General features: G+C 37.1%; 12 protein-coding genes and 1 other RNA gene. 10 read left to right on the top strand and 3 right to left on the bottom strand.

The window, feature by feature from the left end:
• Window positions 1-8 precede the first annotated feature (8 nt).
• The 10 genes from G600_RS13450 (at window position 9) to rnpB (ending at window position 14,391) form a co-directional block, all read left to right on the top strand.
• Window positions 9-1,274: a replication-associated recombination protein A gene (locus G600_RS13450; RefSeq protein ID WP_051195310.1), complete on the top strand. Its 1,266-nt coding sequence runs from the start codon at window positions 9-11 to the stop codon at window positions 1,272-1,274.
• A gap of 42 nt (window positions 1,275-1,316) precedes the next feature.
• Window positions 1,317-4,880 (top strand): DUF5717 family protein, encoded by a 3,564-nt coding sequence (locus tag G600_RS0101750; protein WP_027430393.1) that lies wholly within the window; start codon window positions 1,317-1,319, stop codon window positions 4,878-4,880.
• A gap of 3 nt (window positions 4,881-4,883) precedes the next feature.
• The gene (locus tag G600_RS0101755) at window positions 4,884-6,059 is read left to right on the top strand and encodes a DUF5716 family protein (protein WP_027430394.1); all 1,176 of its coding nucleotides are present in this window, start codon (window positions 4,884-4,886) and stop codon (window positions 6,057-6,059) included.
• A gap of 9 nt (window positions 6,060-6,068) precedes the next feature.
• Complete coding sequence (locus G600_RS13455) at window positions 6,069-6,896, top strand: tetratricopeptide repeat protein (protein WP_051195311.1); 828 nt, start codon at window positions 6,069-6,071, stop codon at window positions 6,894-6,896.
• A 15-nt stretch (window positions 6,897-6,911) separates the two neighbouring features.
• Window positions 6,912-8,594: a hypothetical protein gene (locus G600_RS0101765; protein ID WP_027430395.1), complete on the top strand. Its 1,683-nt coding sequence runs from the start codon at window positions 6,912-6,914 to the stop codon at window positions 8,592-8,594.
• A 115-nt stretch (window positions 8,595-8,709) separates the two neighbouring features.
• On the top strand, window positions 8,710-9,729 hold the full coding sequence (pheS, locus tag G600_RS0101770; RefSeq protein ID WP_027430396.1) for a phenylalanine--tRNA ligase subunit alpha: 1,020 nt from the start codon (window positions 8,710-8,712) through the stop codon (window positions 9,727-9,729).
• A gap of 197 nt (window positions 9,730-9,926) precedes the next feature.
• A complete protein-coding gene (gene pheT, locus G600_RS0101775) occupies window positions 9,927-12,347 on the top strand; it encodes a phenylalanine--tRNA ligase subunit beta (protein ID WP_027430397.1) in 2,421 nt (806 codons plus the stop codon).
• 141 nt (window positions 12,348-12,488) lie between these two features.
• A complete protein-coding gene (gene queA, locus G600_RS0101780; protein ID WP_027430398.1) occupies window positions 12,489-13,535 on the top strand; it encodes a tRNA preQ1(34) S-adenosylmethionine ribosyltransferase-isomerase QueA in 1,047 nt (348 codons plus the stop codon).
• A gap of 105 nt (window positions 13,536-13,640) precedes the next feature.
• Window positions 13,641-14,009 (top strand): PilZ domain-containing protein, encoded by a 369-nt coding sequence (locus G600_RS0101785; protein ID WP_027430399.1) that lies wholly within the window; start codon window positions 13,641-13,643, stop codon window positions 14,007-14,009.
• Between the two features lie 30 nt (window positions 14,010-14,039).
• An RNA gene (rnpB, locus tag G600_RS14900) (RNase P RNA component class A) lies at window positions 14,040-14,391 on the top strand.
• A gap of 118 nt (window positions 14,392-14,509) precedes the next feature.
• Here rnpB and G600_RS0101790 read toward each other — a convergent pair.
• The 3 genes from G600_RS0101790 to G600_RS0101805 form a co-directional block, all read right to left on the bottom strand.
• Window positions 14,510-15,085, bottom strand: coding sequence for a sugar O-acetyltransferase (locus G600_RS0101790; protein ID WP_027430400.1), 576 nt, complete (start codon window positions 15,083-15,085; stop codon window positions 14,510-14,512).
• Between the two features lie 3 nt (window positions 15,086-15,088).
• On the bottom strand, window positions 15,089-15,988 hold the full coding sequence (locus G600_RS0101795) for a hypothetical protein (RefSeq protein WP_027430401.1): 900 nt from the start codon (window positions 15,986-15,988) through the stop codon (window positions 15,089-15,091).
• Between the two features lie 244 nt (window positions 15,989-16,232).
• The gene (locus tag G600_RS0101805; protein ID WP_027430402.1) at window positions 16,233-16,658 is read right to left on the bottom strand and encodes an aspartate carbamoyltransferase regulatory subunit; all 426 of its coding nucleotides are present in this window, start codon (window positions 16,656-16,658) and stop codon (window positions 16,233-16,235) included.
• Window positions 16,659-16,667: the final 9 nt, after the last annotated feature.

Genomic DNA, 16,667 nt, shown 5'->3' on the forward strand with positions numbered 1-16,667 from the left:
GTATTAATATGGATTTGTTTGATTATATGAGAGAGAATAATAGCAAGAAGGAATCACCTCTTGCTATGCGACTAAGACCTAAGACATTAGATGATATAGTAGGTCAGGAGCACATAATTGGTAAGGATAGTTTACTTTATAGAGCAATTAAGGCGGATAAGTTAAGCTCAGTTATCTTTTATGGACCTCCAGGAACAGGAAAGACAACCCTTGCAAAAGTTATTGCCAATACAACAAGCGCAGACTTTAGACAGATAAATGCCACAATAGCCGGTAAAAAGGATATGGAAGAAGTGGTTAAGGCTGCTAAAGATAACCTAGCTATGTATGGAAAAAAGACAATACTTTTTATAGATGAGATTCACAGATTTAATAAGGGACAGCAGGATTTCCTCCTTCCTTATGTGGAGGATGGAACCTTAGTCTTAGTAGGTGCAACTACTGAGAATCCTTACTTTGAAGTAAATGCCGCTCTTATATCTAGATCAATTATTTTTGAACTTATGCCTTTGAAAAAAGAAGACATAAAGGTGATTTTAAAGAGAGCCGTTTATGATGAAGTTAATGGTATGGGTTCTTATAATGCTGAAATTGATGAAGAGGCACTAGATTTTCTAGCAGATATTTCTAATGGAGATGCTAGAAGTGCTCTAAATGCCATTGAGCTGGGCATTTTAACAACAGATAAAAGCGAAGATGGAAAGATACATATCGATTTAGAGGTCGCTCAAAACTGTATTCAAAAAAGAGCCGTAAGATATGATAGTGACGGGGATAATCACTATGATACAATCTCAGCTTTTATTAAGAGCATGAGAGGTTCAGACCCGGATGCAGTTACTTATTATCTAGCTAAGATGCTTTATGCTGGGGAAGATATAAAGTTTATTGCTAGAAGAATTATGATTTGTGCTAGTGAAGATGTAGGAATGGCAGATCCCAATGCACTAAATGTTGCAGTTTCTGCCTGCCTTGCAGTTGAAAGAGTGGGTATGCCAGAGGCTAGAATCATCTTAGCAGAGGCAGCCATTTATATAGCCAAGGCACCAAAGAGTAATGCAAGTTATATGGCAATTGATAGAGCTCTAGAATTTGTAAAGACTCATAAGCAGGTGCCGGTGCCAACACATTTGCAAGATGCCCATTATAAGGGGGCCGCAAAGCTTGGACATGGAGTTGGTTATAAGTATCCACATGCCTATCCAGGGCATTATGTGGAACAGCAGTATTTGCCAGACGAATACAAAGAGGAGAAATTTTATATTGAAGAGTAGATGCTAGATTTTTAAACTGGTTAAAAATGGGAGGGGTTCCAAATGAGAGATTATGTAAATCGTCTATCAAGAGGAAAATTTAATTTTGAAGAAAATCGACTTAAGTGTAAGGAAGAGATAGTAAGACTTGATATTGCAAAAGACCTTATAACTGAGTCTAGCTTTGAATTAGAGGCATCAAATTCATTGAGAGGAATGGTTTTTGCCTCTGATTTAAGAGTGGAAATTATTGATAAGAATTTTGCCGGAACTAATATAGTTATTAGATATAGAGTTGATGGCAGGGATTTAAAGAAAAAGGAGAGCTTAGAGGGAAAGTTTGTGGTTATTAGTGAAGCTGGCGAACTTGAAATCCCTTACTCTTTTAAGTGCATTGAAAAGTTTGTGGAGACTAGTCTTGGAAATGCATCTAATCTCTTTCATTTTACAAACCTCTACCAAACAGCCCCAAGCGAGGTTATGGAAATCTTTTTTAGTCCAGATTTTAAGGATATCTTTTTGGAAAATGATGAAAAGCTATCTAATATTTACGATGCCCTAAAGAATCGTGAGCACGGACTAGAATCTATTGAAGAGTTTTTAATTGCCCTAAATAAGAAAGTGGCAACTAGCTTTAAGCTAGCTGAAACTAAGAAAATCTATGAATGCCCAAACAGTAATCTTAAAGACTTTTTTGTAATAAAAAAATCGGGCTGGGGAAATTTTAAACTCGATTTATCTTGTGATGAGGATTTTATTAAGCTAGAGAATACAAGCTTAAATCAGGATGATTTCACAGGAGATATCTGCGAAGTTGAATATTTTATTGATGTAGAAAAATTACATAAGGGTAATAATTTTGCAAAAATACGACTTCGTTCTTTTAACGTAAATCTAGATTATATCATTGAAATTAAAGAGGATACACAGATTCTAAAATCTGAAGAAAAAACTAGACATAGGGAAAGTAAGCTTGCCTATAAGCATCTAGTTATGGAGTATCTTGATTACAGAATGAATATTATTCGACGTGATGATTTTGTAAGTCACGTAAGAGAAATTGTAAATAAATATTATTCCTCTACAAAGGGAGATATATTTTTAAAACTAGCCCTTGCCCAGAGCTTTGTAATTACTGGGGAGGATGAATTAGCCTCAGAAATTATTGAAGAGGTAAAGGTAGAAGCCCTAGCTAGTATGCACTCAAACCCTGTAAATTACGCTTATTTTCTCTATGTAAATAGTCTGCTTTTAAAGTCAGGAGATTACACAAGAAAGGTAATAAATCAGGTTAGGGGAATTTATGAAAGCGGCAATAAGAGCTGGCAGATTCTCTGGATTTTATTCTATCTTAATACAGAAAATGAGAAGAATAGAAGTATTAGACTAGTTCGTTTAAAGGAGATTATATCAAAGGGCTGCACAAGTCCTGTTATGTATTATGAGGCCCTTAGAATCTTTAATAGCCATCCAGAATTATTTAGAGTTCTTGATGACTTTGAGTTAAAGGTTGTAACCTTTGGTATTCGTCACAGTGCTATTCATGAAAATCTTGCAAGACAGATTGCTGATGTGGTGGATGAGCTTAAGTATGCAAGTAACGAGCAGCTAGTAATTTTAAAGATTCTTTATAACATGTATAAGCTTGATAGCATTTTAGAGCCACTAGTAAAGCACCTAGTTAGAGCAGGCCTTGATAGTGAGGATAACAACCACTATATCGAGCTTGCCATTGTTAAGGGCTTTAAGATAACAAGAATTTATGAGTATTATATTTCTAGCTGTCCTAGGTCTATGAATGTGGTATTTCCTAAGCCTGTGCTTATGTATTTTATGTATGATAACTCTTTATCTAGAGAGGATAAGGCTTTCCTTTATGCTAATATTCTAGATAATAAGGGAGTTTATAAGGAAGAGTATGAGGCTTATGAAAGAATTATAGAAAACTTTGCAATTGAACAACTAAAGCTTGGCTTTATAAACGAGGATATGTCCATTATTTACAAAAATGTGTTGAGAGGGGAACTTGTAAACGATGACAACGCAAACTTTATATCTATTCTTGATTACATCAATAAAATCACTGTTAAGGATAAGAGAGTTAAGGCGGTAGTGGTTAAGCTAACAGAAAAAGCTAGTCTTGATTTTTATGAGCTAAAGCAGGGAGTTTGCTGTATTCCAATTTATACTAATAATTCTGCCATCTGCTTTTTATGCGAGGATGGAGTTATTAGAAAAGAGGGCATAGAGCATGAAATCAAGCCTTTAATGACAGATATGGTTTCTATGAATACCCTTAGACAATTTGATATTTCAAACGAAGGCTTTTTGATTAACTGGGCTTATGATAGTCACAAAAAGGGGGATAAATCTGAGGAAACCCTTGGTGGATATAAATACATTTTAGTAAATCCACTTATGGGCTATAACTTTAAGCTAAAGGTTAATTCATGGCTTATTAAATATTATTATGAATTAAATGAATTTGAAAATGCAGAAAGTGTATTAGCCCTGCTTATTAAGTCAAAGCTAAAAAGAGAAGATGGCATTAGACTTATTGAGATAGCTCTAAATAATAAGCTCTATGATGAGGCCTATGAATTGGGGCAGGAATATGGCTTTAGAGGGGTTTATCCTGCTAAGCTACTTAGACTTACAGATCATTTAATTACAAATAATAATTTTGAGGAATCTAAGGAACTAGATTTTATTGCAAGTTACCTCTTTGCAAACAGAGTTTATAATGAGAAATTGCTTATATACATGTTAAGATATGCTTCTTGTTCTAATGAGGACTTTTACAAGTTGTGGAAGGCCTGCCAGAACTTCGGCCTTGATGTCACTGAACTATCGGAAAGAGTCATTATTCAGATGATGTTTAGTGGGGTGCATAATGGCAGACTTACAGAAGTCTTTACAGATTACTACAGCCACCACGGCATTAAGCTTGTTACAAAGGCTTACCTAGCCTACAATTCCTACCTCTTTATTGTTAAGGGTAAGAAGGCAAACGAGGTAATCTATAAGGTAATTGAAAGAAGTATTGCTGAAAATGTAGGTCTTGCAGATATATGTTACGTGGCTTATTTAAAAGAAATTTCAAGAAAGCCAGAGCTACTAAAGGAAGAGGAAAGAAGGGAACTTGCTCAAAAGGTTATAGATTATCTTTGTAAGAAAAATATTATGCTTAGCTTTTATTCTAACCTAAGCAATTACCTTAGACTTCCTTATAATCTAGTGGGAGCAACGATTCTTGAATGTATAGCAAGCCCAAATCATAAAGTAATGATTCATTACATTTTAAATGAGTCTTCTACTAAGTTTACTAGCGAGCTTATGAACTCTACGGATTTTGGTCTATTTACATATAAATTCAATCTCTTCTACGGAGATAGTTTAAGGTATTACTTCACTATTGAAGGCGAGGGAAAATGTACTAAAACCGCCGAGAATACAATAGAGTTTACTAATCTAATTGGGGAGACAAGCAGGGGCCGTTTTGATAATATTAACGACTGCTTTGCTAGCAATGAACTTAGAGATTACATGACTTTAAGAAGGGTTATGGAAAGTTATTTGGTTGAGGATTTTGTAGTTGATGAGACGTTTAAGATGCGAAAGGATTAATCAATGGAGAGTTTAGAAAATGTGTCAGGCTTAATAATTGGTATGGATTTAAATGAAGACGTGGCCATGCTTAGCTACTATGATTACAACAACAATATAGTAAATCAGCTAGAATTTGATAATAGGCAGGAATATTTTCTTAATAAGCCTTTAAAGGAATTGGTTAAAGACGTGGAAGGGGTAAGAGAAGGAGAATATAGAGAGCTTACTAATCTCTTATCTAGCCTTTTGGATGCTGCGGCCAATAAAACTGGGGTTAGCGTAATTTCTTGTCTAACTGTGGTGCTTCACAATTACAGCATCGACTATTTAAATGCTATTAAAAGAGTCTTTCAAAATCTAGGGCTAAATCAGGCAAACAGCCAGGTCATTAGTAAAGGAGAGAGCTTTGCTTATTATGCATATTCTCAGAAACGCGAGTTATACATTGGGGGAGTTTGTCTTGTGGATTTTGAAGAGAATGGACTTAAATATATAAGGCTAAACTCAAAACGAAGCAACAACGTGGACTATATTATTGAGGATAAGAAAATCTATAATTCCATTGAATTTAAAGAGGTCCTAAATAAGGAAAAGAGCTTAGAGGATGTGGAGGATTTACTTATTTCAAGCCTTAATGAATTTTTAGATAGGAAAATGATTTCCTCAATCTATCTAACGGGAGCAGGCTTTAATACGGATAAGTTACCGGAGAATTACATTAAGTTAATTACAAGTAGAAAGAAGGCCTTTATAGGTAATAATCTTTATTCTAAGGGGGCTTGCTATTCGGCTCTTGAATATATTAGACCAAAGGTCTTTGATAATACAGTGCTTTTATCTGAGCAAAGAATTATGGTGGGCATTGAGCTTGATATTCTAGACAAAGGCGTGCCAAAGCGCTTTAGACTTATTAAGCCAGGCACTAACTGGTTTATGGCAGATAGAAGTATTGATTTTATAATTGAGGATATGAGGGAGATTAAATTGCATATTCTTACAGCAGATAATAGATTTGATGATGAATCTATTGATATATCAGATTTTCCTTATAGAGAAGGAAAGACTACTAGGATTTCTATATCTGTGAAATTCTTTTCTTCAGATAGATGCCAAATTGTAGTTAAGGATTTAGGCTTTGGAGATTTCTTTAAATCTTCTGGCAAGTTAGTTTATAAGGATTTGGATTTTGCTATTTAAGGAGTGCTTATGAGTGGAATGATACTTTGTAGAACAAAAATGGCAACTAATCCCTACAGGGTTTATAGTACGGGAATTAGAATTTATACAAGCCAAGAGCTTTGTTACTACATTTACAATAATATTTATTTAATAGCTAATGATTTTATAGACGATAGGTTGATAGATTTTCTAAAAAATGAGCTAGGGGAAGTAAACCTTGCTAATAGACTAGATTATCTAAGAGAGAATAATGCAGGCCTTGCAGAAATGCTTGTAACCATATTAAAGTCTATTGATTATTATACTATTGCTGAAATTGAGAAAATAAGAGAGATTCTAAATACACTATCAAGTCAGACACCTTTTGAAAGACTTGGAAAAAGAGCGGATAGTTATTTAAGCAATAAGTGCTATTATAGCGCCATTGACTGCTATCTTGAGATAATTAATAACTACTCTCTAGAAGATTTAGGAAGTCCTTTTTATGCAAAAATTCTTCACAACCTAGGAGTGGCTTATGCAAGGATGTTCTTATATGAAATGGCTATAAAATATTTTGAAGAGAGCTATAAAATCAGCCAGCATGAAGAGACTAAGCGTATGCTAAAGACTTGTGATGCTTTGATACATTTATATAGCAATTTGGAAAATTTGGACATAAGCGAAGACGAATATGTTATTCGAAGTGAAATGGAGACACTTATGGATAACGCCAGATTTAGCGAAAAATTCAAGGAATTAGAGAAAGTATTTAAGTTAAAGGATGAGGGTAAAATTTCAGAATTTAATTTGAAAATAAAGGACATTTTAGCTAAGTGGAAAGAGGAATATTTAAAATATACAGCTAGTATCTAATTAAAAGGAGTGGCTATGGGGATTTTCAAATTTATAAAAAAGAGTATTGATGATGAGTATGATCTAGATAATCTAGAGGACTTAGTCTATGAAGACGAGCCCTTAGATACAGACGAGAATTTAACAGACGAGGATTTTAAAAAGGACCTTAAAAGCTATGATATGGGCGAGCTTTTTGCAGGTCTTGGTTTTGATGGTTCGGGTAATAGGCTGCCAGAAGAAAGTGATGTGGTAGGCCGTAAAAAGAATGTGAAGAATCAAAAGGATTTAAGAAGGGAAGAGGAGAAATACGACGAACTTCTAAATTCTGTTCAGGCTCAAAACCTTATAAAGACCGTTGAGAAGATAAATGTTGAGGCTAACAAGGAAAAACAGAAGGAAAAAATTGAAGAAGGCCTAGAAGAGGGCAAGGACTCTTTATATATTAAAAATGGTAAGAAGCGACTAGACATCCAAACTGATGAGGATATTTATCAGCAAATGGGGGTTGATAATGAGAAGGAGCTTTATAGAAAACTTGAGACTGGCAAGGTGGATAGAGAAATTGATAAGCTAGAGATAGATTTGCCAGATGTTTCTAAAAAGCCAAAGGCTCTTGATAAGGTAAATACAAGTACTTTCATGCCTCAGGATATGGAGATTTATGTTAAGAGCCAGTGCGATATTATGGAGGAGGCCTCTTCTTATGTGGAGAGAGCTAAGCTTGAATATGAGACAGTGGCTGAGTATTACGAGGATACCAATAAGATTTGCGATGCACCTACCAATATGAAGCTTAAGGTAGAGAATGCCGCGGAGCGTGTGGAAAATCTTACAACGGATAGACGCATTAGCAGGGGTATGGGAAACCAGCTTCCTATGGAGGTCTTTAGAAAACTAGAGAGCCTAGAAGACCAGATTCCAGGCGCTATTGATGATATCCAGAGCCAAGAGAATTATTATGAAAATGTAAAGCGAGACATGAGGATGCTTGAGGGGGAGAGAATCACTCTTAAGTCAGAGGCTAAGTCTTTAGTTAGGCGTCAGTTAAACATTAGAAGCCTTGCTATTACTACAATAATTTGCCTTATGGTGGTTTTTGTGGTATTTGTTATAGCAATGTTTAAGCTTCAAGATGATGCTAACACTTTACTATTTGTTATTGTGACTGCTCTAGCAGCAGCCCTTGCACTCTTTATGTTCGCTCTTCTTCGTCGTACTGAAAGAGAAGTCTATGTGGTGGAGAATAAAATTAATAAGGCCACAACTCTTCTTAATAAGGTGAAGATTAAGTACATAAACGCTGCTAACACACTAGATTACGAGTATGCTAAGTATGATATAACAAGTTCCTATGAGCTTGCAGAAAAATTTAAACTCTTTAATATTATGAGAGCTGACCAAAAACATCTTGTGGAGATGACTTCTGCTCTTAGTTCTGCAGAAAAAGAGCTTGAAGACATTTTACGCATGCTTGACCTTTACGATCCTCATATCTGGCTATCTCAAGCTAGAGCCATTCTTTCTGATAAGGAAATGGTGGAGATTAGACATAAGTTAACCTCTAGAAGACAGAAGCTTCGTGGTCAGATTGAGTATAATGAGAATCGTATTAAGGAAGCTAAGAATAATATTAAAAATGTAACTAACAAAAATCCACAATATGCCGCGGATGCATTGAGGGTTGTTGAGATGTATGAGAGAAAGCATGCATTTTAATAGATAATAAATTATAAATTATTGCAAAAATTAGGGGTTGTGTTACAATAAGAAATGGTTTTTTGGACCTTGGAGAGGGTCAGTAAACACTACTACGTTATATTGAGGAGTTATTATGAACGAGAGACTAGTAAAGCTTAAAGAGAATGCGCTTGCTAAGATTAATGAAGCTGATTCTCTTGATAAATTAAATGATATCAGAGTAGCCTTTTTAGGTAAGAAGGGTGAACTTACAGAAATACTAAAGGGAATGAAGGACGTTGCACCAGAAGAAAGACCTAAGGTTGGTCAGATTGTTAATGAAACAAGAGCAGCAATCGAGGAAGTTTTAGAAGATGCAAAGAAGAGCTTAGCTAGTAAGGCTCTTGAAGCTAAGTTAAAGTCTGAAGTAATTGATGTAACACTTCCAGCTAAGAAGACTAATGTAGGACATAGTCATCCTAATACATTAGCTCTTGAAGAGGTTAAGAAGATTTTCGTTGGTATGGGTTATGAAGTTGTTGAAGGTCCAGAAGTTGAATATGATTACTATAACTTCGAGGCACTTAACATTCCTGCAAACCATCCAGCTAAGGATGAACAGGATACATTCTATATTGATGAGAAGACATTACTTAGAACTCAGACTTCATCAGTTCAGGTTCATGAGATGGAAAGAGGAAAGCTCCCAATCAAGATGATTAGTCCTGGTAGAGTTTATAGAGCAGATGAAGTTGATGCTACACATTCACCTTGCTTCCATCAGGTTGAAGGTATGGTAATTGATGAGAATATTACATTTGCTGATTTAAAGGGTACACTTGCTGAATTTGCTAAGCAGCTCTTTGGACCAGAGACAAAGGTTAAGTTTAGACCTCATCACTTCCCATTCACAGAACCTAGTGCAGAGATGGATGTAAGCTGCTTTAAGTGCGGCGGTAAGGGTTGTCGTATGTGTAAGGGTGAAGGTTGGATTGAAATCCTTGGTTGTGGTATGATTCATCCTCACGTATTTGAAATGAGCGGCATCGATAAGGATAAGTACACAGGATTTGCATTTGGTATCGGCTTAGAGAGAATTGCACTTCTTAAGTATGAAATCGATGATATGAGACTTCTATACGAGAATGATGAAAGATTCTTAAAGCAATTCTAGTAGTTGTGACAACTGCGAAGCAGTTGCCATGTAGGCTCGAGCAGATTGCCAAGGGCAATTCTAATGCGAGAGCTTCTATTAGTTGTGACAACTGCGAAGCAGTTGCCATGTAGGTTCGAGCAGATTGCCAAGGGCAATTCTAATGCGAGAGCTTTCATTAGAAGACAAAATTAAGCAACTAAAAGGGAGATTAAATCATGAATACATCTTTAAATTGGATTAAAGCTATGGTCCCAGGCCTTGAGTGTACTGATCAGGAATTCCGTGATGCTATGACACTTTCAGGTACAAAGGTTGAGGGATTTGAAAGATATAATAAGAACTTAGAGAAAATCGTTGTTGGCCAGATTGAGTCAGTAGAGGCTCATCCTGATGCTAGCAAGCTTGTAGTTTGTCAGGTTAATGTAGGAAGCGAAACAGTTCAGATTGTAACTGGTGCTCCTAATGTTAAGGTTGGAAGTTCAGGACAGAAGGTTATCGTAGTACTTGATGGTGGTAAGGTAGCTGGTGGTCACGATGGTGGCGCACTTCCAGAGAATGGAATTAAGATTAAGAAGGGTAAGCTTCGTGGAGTTGAATCATTTGGTATGATGTGCTCTATGGAAGAGCTTGGTGTTTCTTCTGAATTCTTCCCAGGTGCAGATCCAGACGGTATCTACTTCCTTGGTGATGATGCAGAAGTTGGTTCATCAGCAATTGAGTATCTTGGTCTTGATGATGTTGTTTACGAATATGAAATTACTAACAACAGAGTAGACTGCTATAGCGTAATTGGTATTGCAAGAGAAGCAGCAGCTACATTTAAGAAGGAATTTAAGGCTCCAGTTGTTACTAAGACAGGTAACGATGAGGACGTTAATGATTATATTAAGGTTGAAGTTAAGGATAGCGACCTATGCAAGCGCTACACAGCTAGAGTTGTAAAGGATATTAAGCTTGCTCCATCTCCAGAGTGGATGAGAAGAAGACTTATGACAGCTGGTATTAGACCTATTAATAACATCGTTGATATTACAAACTATGTTATGGAAGAATATGGTCAGCCAATGCATGCTTACGACCTTGAAACTATTGAAGATAGAAAGATCGTTGTTGCAAGAGCAAAGGACGGAGAAAAGTTTGTAACACTTGATGGTCAGGAAAGAAATCTTGATTCAGAAGTGCTTATGATTAATGATGGTAAGAAGGCTATTGGTATTGCAGGTATCATGGGTGGCGAAAACTCTATGATTACTGACAATGTTAAGACAATGCTTTTCGAGGCTGCTACATTTGATGGTACTAACATTAGAAAGTCAGCTAAGAGAGTTGGTCTTCGTACAGATGCTTCAGGTAAGTTTGAAAAGGGTCTTGATCCAGAGAATGCTATGGCAGCTATGGATAGAGCTTGTCAGCTTATTGAAGAACTTGGTGCTGGTGTAGTTGTTGGTGGTGCTATTGACATTTACCCAGTTAAGAATGAAAGAAAGAGAATTACTTTCGAGCCAGAAAAGATTAATGCATTACTTGGTACAAATGTATCAACTGATGATATGATGACATATTTTAAGAGACTTGAAATTGAATATGATAAGGATAGCAATGAGTTAATTATTCCTACATTTAGACAGGATTTACTTAGAAATGCTGATATCGCTGAAGAAGTAGCTAGATTCTTTGGTTATGACAACATTCCTACAACTCTTCCTCATGGTGCAACTACAATGGGTAAGATTTCATTTAAGCAGGAGGTTGAATTAGAGGCTGCTAGAATTGCTAAGTTTGCTGGTTTCTCAGAAGCTATGACATATTCATTTGAAAGCCCTAAGGTATTTGATAAGTTAATGCTTGATGCAGATGATAAGTTAAGAAAGACTATTGTTATTTCTAACCCACTTGGTGAAGATTTCTCAATTATGAGAACACTTCCACTTAATGGTATGTTAAACAGCCTTTCAACAAACTATAACAGACGTAACAAGAACGTTAAGTTATTCGAGCTTGCTAAGGTTTATATTCCAACAGGTGAAGAACTTCCAGATGAGAGAGTTCAGTTCACACTTGGTTTCTTTGGTGATGGCGACTTCTTTACAATGAAGGGTGTTGTTGAAGAATTCCTTGATGAAATTGGAATTAGCAACAAGTTAACATATAATGCAGATGCTAAGAAGAACTTCTTACATCCAGGTAGACAGGCTGAAATCTCATATGAAGGTAAAGTACTTGGTTACTTAGGTGAAGTTCATCCTAAGGTAGCTGATACTTACGGTATTGGTGATAGAGCTTATGTTGCAGTTCTTGATATGCCAGTAGTAACAGAGCTTGCTAACTTCGATATTAAGTACACAGGAATCGCTAAGTTCCCTGCTGTAACAAGAGATTTAAGTATGGTAATGCCAAAGACTATGCCAGTTGGTGATGTTGAAGCTATTATTGCTAAGCGTGGTGGCAAGTTAGTTGAAAGCTATAACTTATTCGATATTTACGAAGGTAGCCAGATTAAGGAAGGCTTTAAGTCAGTAGCTTACTCAATCGCATTTAGAGCTAATGATAGAACTCTTGAAGATAAGGACATTACACCAGTAATGGATAACATCTTAAAGGATTTATCAGCAGCAGGTGTTGAATTAAGAGCTTAATTTTAAAGTTTTCACTTTTTATAATAATAATTAAATGATAAAATACTAACTTCGGGGAGTTTTGTAAGATCCCTTCCCGAAGTTAGTTTTTGATAAAAGAAAGGGTATGATCGCGTTGGTCATATTTATAGGTGTTTAATGATGGATTTACATGATTTTGACTATGATTTACCAGAGGAGTTAATTGCTCAGGATCCACTATCTGATAGATCTTCATCTAGACTTATGGTTCTTAATAAGAACACAGGAAAACTAGAACATAAGATTTTTAGAGATATTATTGACTATCTTAATCCAGGGGATTGCTTAGTTCTTAATGATACTAAGGTTATTCCTGCAAGACTTTACGGTGAGAAGGAAGGCACAGGCGCAGGCATTGAAGTGCTTTTACTTAAGCGTAAAGAGGATTTAAAGGATACATGGGAAGTTTTAGTTAAACCAGGTAAAAAAGCTAAGGTTGGAGCTAGAATTAGCTTTGGTGATGGTAAGCTTGTTGCTGAAGTTAAGGAAATTGTTGATGATGGTAATAGAATTATTCAGTTTGAATACGATGGTATTTTTGAAGAAATTCTTGATGACTTAGGACAGATGCCACTTCCACCATATATAACACATAAGCTTGAAGATAAGGATAGATACCAGACAGTTTATGCAACTCATAAGGGCTCAGCTGCAGCCCCTACAGCAGGTTTACATTTTACTAATGAATTACTTAAGGCTATCGAGGAAAAGGGCGTTAAAATCGCAAGAGTAACCCTTCACGTAGGTCTTGGTACATTTAGACCTGTTAAGGTTGAGAATATCTTAGATCACCACATGCACTCAGAATTCTATATGGTTAGCCAGGAAGCTGCTGATATAATTAATGAGACTAAGAAGAATGGTGGCAGAGTAATTTCTGTAGGAACAACTTCTACAAGAACTATTGAGTCTGTAGCTAACGAAGACGGTACAGTGCCTGCTAAGACAGGCTGGACAGACATTTTCATCTATCCAGGTTATAAATTTAAGACAATTGATTGCCTTATAACTAATTTCCACTTACCAGAATCTACTCTAGTTATGCTTGTTTCAGCCCTTGCTGGCAGAGAAAATGTACTTAATGCCTATAAGATAGCAGTAGAGGAGAAGTATAGATTCTTTAGTTTTGGTGATGCAATGTTTATTACAGACAATGAGATACAGTAAATTTAATGAGCGTTTAATGAAAAATCCTGTCATATCGGTTGTTAATTAATGCACTGTTGTGTTAAAATAATACTAGTAGAGAGGATTAAAATTGGAGGTAATAAGATGGTTGAACGAAGAAAGTCTAAAAGGACTGACATCGACGCAGTCATTGCATTAAAGCAATTAGGGGATAATTTTGTTACGGGTATTTCAGGCAAAGCAGTTTCTGTTAATACTCTTAACATTTCAAAGGATGGTATTGCATTTAAGTCAGATAGAAAGTTTAAGTTAAACTCATATCATGATACTATTATCAAGCTTGATAACAAGGAATCCTTTGAAGCAATTATCGAAGTAGTTCGCATGGAGAATAGAGGCGAACCAGAAACAACTTATGGATGCCGTTTCATTGGTATTACTAGTGATGATCAGTTTAAGATTGATGTATATCAGATCGTTTACGAATCAAGACTAGCAACTGAAGGGGCTTAAAAGTTGTAATTACAATTTCAGATTTATATATGAGTAAGACAGATGATCGCGGCTACATTTCCGAAAGGAAGTAGGTGAGGAAAGTCCGGGCTTCATAGGGCAGGATGCCGGATAACGTCCGGTGGAGGCGACTCCAAGGCTAGTGCAACAGAGATATACCGCCATTTTATGGTAAGGGTGGAAAGGTGGAGTAAGAGACCACCGCAGTCTTGGTAACAAGATTGGCTATGTAAACCCCATTCGAAGCAAGACCGAGTAAAAACAATACGTCTGCCCGGCGTGTTTTAGGTAGGTCGCTTGAGTCTATTGGCAACAGTAGAACTAGATAGATGATCATCACGAAGTAATTCGACATAACCCGGCTTATAGTTTTGCTCATTTATAATATAAAAAAAGCACTACAAGGGAGAGGCTACTTTAAGGAAGTAGCTTCTCCCTTGTTTTACCTGACGGCGGGGTCGGTGTGGGGCTTGCCATAGAGCCTAACACTCCTGTGCTTTTCATTCTTTTATCAACTTATCTTCTTCGGTTATGCTCCGAAGTACTTTGCAGGGATTTCCGACTGCGATCACATTTGCCGGTATATCCTTTGTAACGACCGACCCTGCTCCGATTATTGAATTCTCCCCGATCGAAACGCCGGGAAGCACAGTCACATTGGCTCCGAGCCATACGTTTGCGCCAATCGTAATCGGTCTGTCGTTGAACAAGCCTTTTAGTCGTTCCACTCCGTCGATAGCATGATTTGTGCAGATAATATTGCATCCGGGGCCGATGAGAGCGCAATGACCGATCTTAATGATATTAGAGTCTAAAAAAGTACAATTCATATTGATCATCGCCATTCCTTCAAAGTGAAGATTTTTGCCGATAACGCATTGAAAACCAGATTCGATAAATACGTGCTGATTGTAGCCGGTGACCAGATCACGGATGATTTCGGTTCGCCTTGGATCGGATGGCTTTGTAGTGTTGAATTCAAAGCACAAATCTTTCACTTTTGCCATATGCGCCGTTACCTCGGCGTCTCTTCTGTTAAATTGTTCTCCGTTTAGAGCTTTTTCTAGTTCAGTCATTTTTTAATTTCCTTTCTTTTTAAGACAGATACTTGATTTTATGATCATAAAGACGGCAATTACCGTAATAATCAAAGCGACCGCTGTTCCGGTAATGATATTCGGCGTATGTACGTTCAATTCCGGCTCGAAGGATGAAAACATTGCGGTCTGCAGGGTGAACATGGCAGTCACCGCGAAGCTGAGATCAATCATTTTTGCAGCGGAGAGAATCGGTCCTCTGTCATGCCGGTCCTTGAATACCCGGATTACGGCAATCGTTATGCGATAGAAGGAGTACGCCGCTATTGCGAAAATGATCGTTCCGGGATAGGAAAAACTTTTATTCTGCTTAACGACCTGCACGACGATGCCGGACAGACCTATATTGAACAGAAGCATCAGCCATCCCGCAAGACGGTAGCGCCTCCACTCGGAAAGTTCATCCATCGCTGATTTGCCGCGAAGCAAGCGGACGTCTTTATGAATCAGCGTCACTTTCACCGCGATCAACAAAAAATAGTAAACGGCGATGGCAATCAGCCAGTTGGAACGGTAGTACACTCCTGTCACAAACTTGAACGCGGCGTAAAGCAGGTTGATGATCGCGCCGCGATACAGGATCACACGGGCGTTGAACGTTTTGTCCTCATAATACCGGCGAACGTATTTGTTTTTCAGTAGCTTGTTTACCGCCCTTGCAAGCAGTATCACCGTCACGGTGATGAGGTAATAAGCTCCCAGCGCCGAGGCAAGATACGCGATATAGGCGAACGGTGTGTTCGTAATTCGGTGCAAAAACACCGCGCCGACGGCGGTAAGCGACAAAAAGCCGAAGAAGCACCGAAACCAGACAGGCGGGAAAAAAACAAAATTAAAAAAGCGTTTCATACGGTTTGTTTTGCATACTTTTTTTATGTTCACCTTCAAATCCTCCTTTACGCCAATTATAGTAAAAGGAAGGTCAGAAATGAACAACACAAACGTACAAAAGTGTCGATTACAGAATATCGGAGTCAACATATTTGCTTTTTTTACGCCCGAACAGATGGAAGAAGCCTTTCAGACGAGGCTTAAAGCCGAAGAATATAAAAGCAAAATGGCGTAACCGAAGCGGTCACGCCATTCACAACAAGAATCAAATATATATTTTTATTATTAGGATGCATTATCTATTATATTTTTCTTCACAGTATTTACATCTGTAAACCTGCTTTTCCTCATCTGCAAGGAAGAATACGTGCTTTAACCCCTGTTCAATTGAAGTAATGCATCTTGGGTTGTTACAGAAGATAATATTAGTAATTTCCTTTGGAAGAGAAAGTGTCTTTTTCTCAACGATTTCACCGTTCTTAATTACATTAACAGTGATGTTATGATCAATAAAACCAAGCGCGTCTAAATCTACTAAATCAAGACCACCCTCAATCTTAATGATATCTTTTTTGCCCATCTTATTAGAACGAGCATTCTTTATAATAGCTACCTGACAATCAAGTAAGCCAAGTCCAAGTTTATTATAGATTTCCATAGCCTTGCCAGCTTCAATATGGTCAAGTACGAAACCTTCATTTAACTGTCCAACGTTTAACATAGCAATCTC

Source organism: Lachnospira multipara ATCC 19207, from assembly GCF_000424105.1.
Taxonomy (GTDB): Bacteria; Bacillota; Clostridia; order Lachnospirales; family Lachnospiraceae; genus Lachnospira; species Lachnospira multipara.